The organism is Micromonospora sp. KC207, assembly GCF_004348615.1.
In the GTDB taxonomy this organism is placed as follows: domain Bacteria; phylum Actinomycetota; class Actinomycetes; order Mycobacteriales; family Micromonosporaceae; genus Micromonospora.
On the sequence record NZ_SMKJ01000444.1, the window covers coordinates 1 to 3,656 of the forward strand.

A 3,656-nucleotide genomic window follows, 5' to 3' on the forward strand; every position below is an offset into this window, starting at 1 on the left:
ATGCCGGGCCCGCCCCAGACCCCCCAGGCGACGGAGGTCGCGGGCAGTCCGGCGGCGCGGCGGCGCTCGGCGAGCGCGTCGAGGGCAGCGTTGGCCGCCGCGTACGCGCACTGCCCGCCGCTGCCCCACACCCCGGCGGCGGAGGCGAAGGTGACGAAGGCGTCCAGCTCGCCGGTCAGTTCGTGCAGGTTGACCGCCCCGGCGACCTTCCCCGCGCAGACCTGCGCGAACAGCTCCGGGGAGGTCTCGCGAAGCGCCGACACCTGGGGCACGCCCGCCGCGTGGAACACGGCGGTGAGCGGCGCGTCGGCCGGGATCCCGGCGAGCAGGCCGGCCACGGCCGCCCGGTCGGCGACGTCGCAGGCGGCCACGGTCACCTCGGCCCCGAGCGCGACCAGTTCCGCTCGCAGGGCGGCGAGCCCGGGGGCCTGCCCGCCCCGGCGGCTGGTGAGGACGAGGTGCGCGGCGCCGTTGCGCGCCAGCCAGCGGGCCGTGTGCGCGCCCAGCGCGCCCGTGCCGCCGGTCACCAGGACCGTGCCGCGCGGGCGCCAGGTCCGCTCGGCCCGGGGCGCGGGCGCGGGGACGAGCCGGCGGGCGTACCCGACCGCGGCCCGGACCGCGACCTGGTCCTCCGGGCCGTGCAGCGCGTGCCGGAGCACGTCCCAGTCCCGGTCGTCCGGGCCGGGCGGCAGGTCCACCAGGCCGCCCCAGGGCCGGGGAAGTTCGAGCGCGGCCACCCGGCCGAGGCCCCACACCTGGGCCCCGGCGACGGACGGGGACTCGCCGGGCGTCACGGCCACCGCCCCCCGGGTCACGCACCACAACCGCGCGGGGGTCCGCAGGTCGGTCAGGGCCTGGGCGAGCGACAGGGTCGCCAGCACCCCGCCGGGCACCTGGCCAGACCGGGGGTGCGCCCGCTCGTCGAGGCCCAGCAGGGAGAGCACCCCGTCCGGTCCGCCGTCCCCGTCGACGCCGGCCCCGGCCAGCCGGGTGGCGAGGGTGGCCCGGCCGGCGTCGGCGGCGTCCACCGTCAGCCGGGTGACCGTGACGCCGCCTCGGCGCAGGGCCCGCTCGGCGGCGTCGGCGAGCGACGGGACGCCGCCGTGGGCGGACACCACCAGGAGCCACGACCCGCCCGCCGGCAGGGCCCCGGTGCCACTTTCCGCCCCGGTCCCGGTCGCCGTCCTGCTCCCGGTCCCGGGCCCGGCCGCCGTCCCGGGCCCGGTCGGCAGGGGCCGCCAGGCGATCCGGTACCGCCAGGCGTCGGCGGGGCGGGCTGACGGCGGGCCCGGCGCCAGCCAGTAGCGCCGGTGCTGAAAGGCGTAGGTGGGCAGCTCCACCCGGCGCGCGCCGGTGCCCGCGAACACCCGGGACCAGTCCAGATTCGCGCCGCTCGCGTACGCCCCGGCCAGGGCGGCCAGCAGGGTGGCGGGCTCCGGCCGGCCGGGGCGCAGGACCGGCAGCAGCAGGACGTCCTCGGTGGACCCGAGGCACTCCTCGGCCAGCGCGCACAGCACCCCGTCCGGGCCGAGCCCGACGAACGCGGTGACCCCCCGGTCGCGGGCGGCCCGCACCCCGTCCCGGAACCGGACGGGCTGGCGGACGTGCCGGACCCAGTACCCGGGGTCGCACAGCTCCTCGGCGGTGGCGAGCCGACCCGTCACGTTCGACACCACGGGGATCGTCGGCGCGTGGTACGTGAGGCCCCGCGCCACCCGCCGGAACGGCTCCAGCATCGGGTCCATGTGCGGGGAGTGGAACGCGTGGCTGACGTTCAGGCGTCTCGTCCGGTGGCCGAGAGCGGCACACCGGGCGGCCACGGCGAGCACCGCCTCCTCGTCGCCGGACACCACGACCGAGCGTGGGCCGTTGACCGCCCCCACCGCGACCCGGTCCCCGTCGAGCAGCCGCGCTATCTCCTCCTCGCTGGCCCGGACCGCCACCATCGCGCCGCCCGGCGTCAGCTCGCCCATCAGCCGTCCGCGCGCCGCGACCAGCGCGCACGCGTCGTCGGCGTCGAGCACGCCGGCCACGTGCGCGGCGGCCAGTTCGCCCACCGAGTGGCCGAGCAGCACGTCGGGCCGGAGCCCCCAGCCGTGGACCAGCCGGAACAGCGCCACCTCGACGGCGAAGAGGGCGGCCTGCGCGTACCGGGTGCCGTCGAGCAGCCTGGCGTCGTCGGATCCCGGCTCGGAGAAGAGCACCCGCAGCAGCGGACGGTCGAGGTGCCGGTCCAGCCGTACGGCGAGCTGGTCGAGGGCGTCGGCGAAGGCGGGGAACGCCTCGTACAGCTCACGCGCCATCCCGACGTGCTGGCCGCCCTGCCCGGCGAAGAGGAACGCGGTCGCGCGGTCGCGCCGTACCGTGCCCCGGACCACGCCCGCCGCCGGCTCGCCGTCGGCCAGCGCGTCGACGGCGCGGAGCAGGCCGTCGTAGTCGGCGGCCACCAGCACCGCCCGGTGCTCCAGCGCGGCCCGGGTGGTGGCCAGGGAGAACCCCACGTCGAGCGGGTCGGCGTCGCGGCGCGCGGCCAGGTGCGCGCGCAGCCGGCCCGCCTGGGCGCGCAGCGCCGCGTCGGTCCGGCCGGAGAGCACCCACGGCACCAGCGGCAGGATCCTCGTGGGGGGCTCCGGGTTGGCCGGGGTCACCGGCGACTGCTCGACGATCACATGCGCGTTGGTGCCGCTCACCCCGAAGGCGGAGATCCCGGCCCTGCGGGGCGCCCCGGGCGCCGCCGGCCAGGGCACCGCCCCGGTCAGCAGCCGGACAACACCGGCGGACCAGTCGACCAGCGGGGTCGGGACGTCGGCGTGCAGGGTGGGCGGGAGCGTACCGGCCCGCATCGCCAGGAGCATCTTGATCAGGCCGCCGACGCCGGCCGCCGCCTGGGCGTGCCCGATGTTCGACTTCAGAGAACCGAGCCAGAGTGGCCGGCCCGGGGCCCGGCCGGCGCCGTAGGCGGCGATCAGCGCCTGCGCCTCGATCGGGTCGCCGAGCCGGGTGCCGGTGCCGTGCGCCTCGACCGCGTCGATCTGGTCGGCGCCGAGCCGGGCGTCGGTCAGCGCCTGCCGGATGACGCGCTGCTGGGCGGGGCCGCTCGGGGCGGTCAGCCCGTTGCTGGCCCCGTCCTGGTTGACGGCCGAGCCCCGGATCACGCCCAGCACCCAGCGGCCGTCGCGGACCGCGTCGCAGAGCCGTTGCAGGACCAGGACGCCGACGCCCTCCGCCCATCCGGTGCCGTCCGCGCCCGCCCCGAACGCCCGGCAGCGCCCGTCCGCCGCGAGGCCCCGCTGCCGGGAGAACTCCACGAACGCCGCCGGGTCCGACATCACCGCGACCCCGCCGGCCAGCGCGAGCCCGCACTCGCCCCGGCGCAGCGCCTGCACCGCGAGGTGCACCGCCACCAGGGAAGACGAGCAGGCCGTCTCGACGGTCAGCGCCGGACCCTCCAGCCCGAACAGGTACGAGATCCGTCCGGACAGAACGGCGTCGGCGCTGCCGGTCAGCCGGAAGCCCTCCGAGCCCTCGGGCACCTGGCCGGCGTCGGCCGCGTACCCCTGGTGGGCCGCGCCGACGTACACCCCGGTCCGCGAGCCGCGCAGGCTGTGCGGGTCGATCCCGGACCGCTCCAGCGCCTCCCAGGACGCCTCCAACAG

Annotated in this window: 1 protein-coding gene; it reads right to left on the minus strand. The window is 78.5% G+C overall.

From position 1 onward, the window contains the following. The coding region (locus tag E1258_RS30945) for a type I polyketide synthase (protein ID WP_132407332.1) at nt 1-3,656 on the minus strand (3,656 nt) is incomplete at both ends.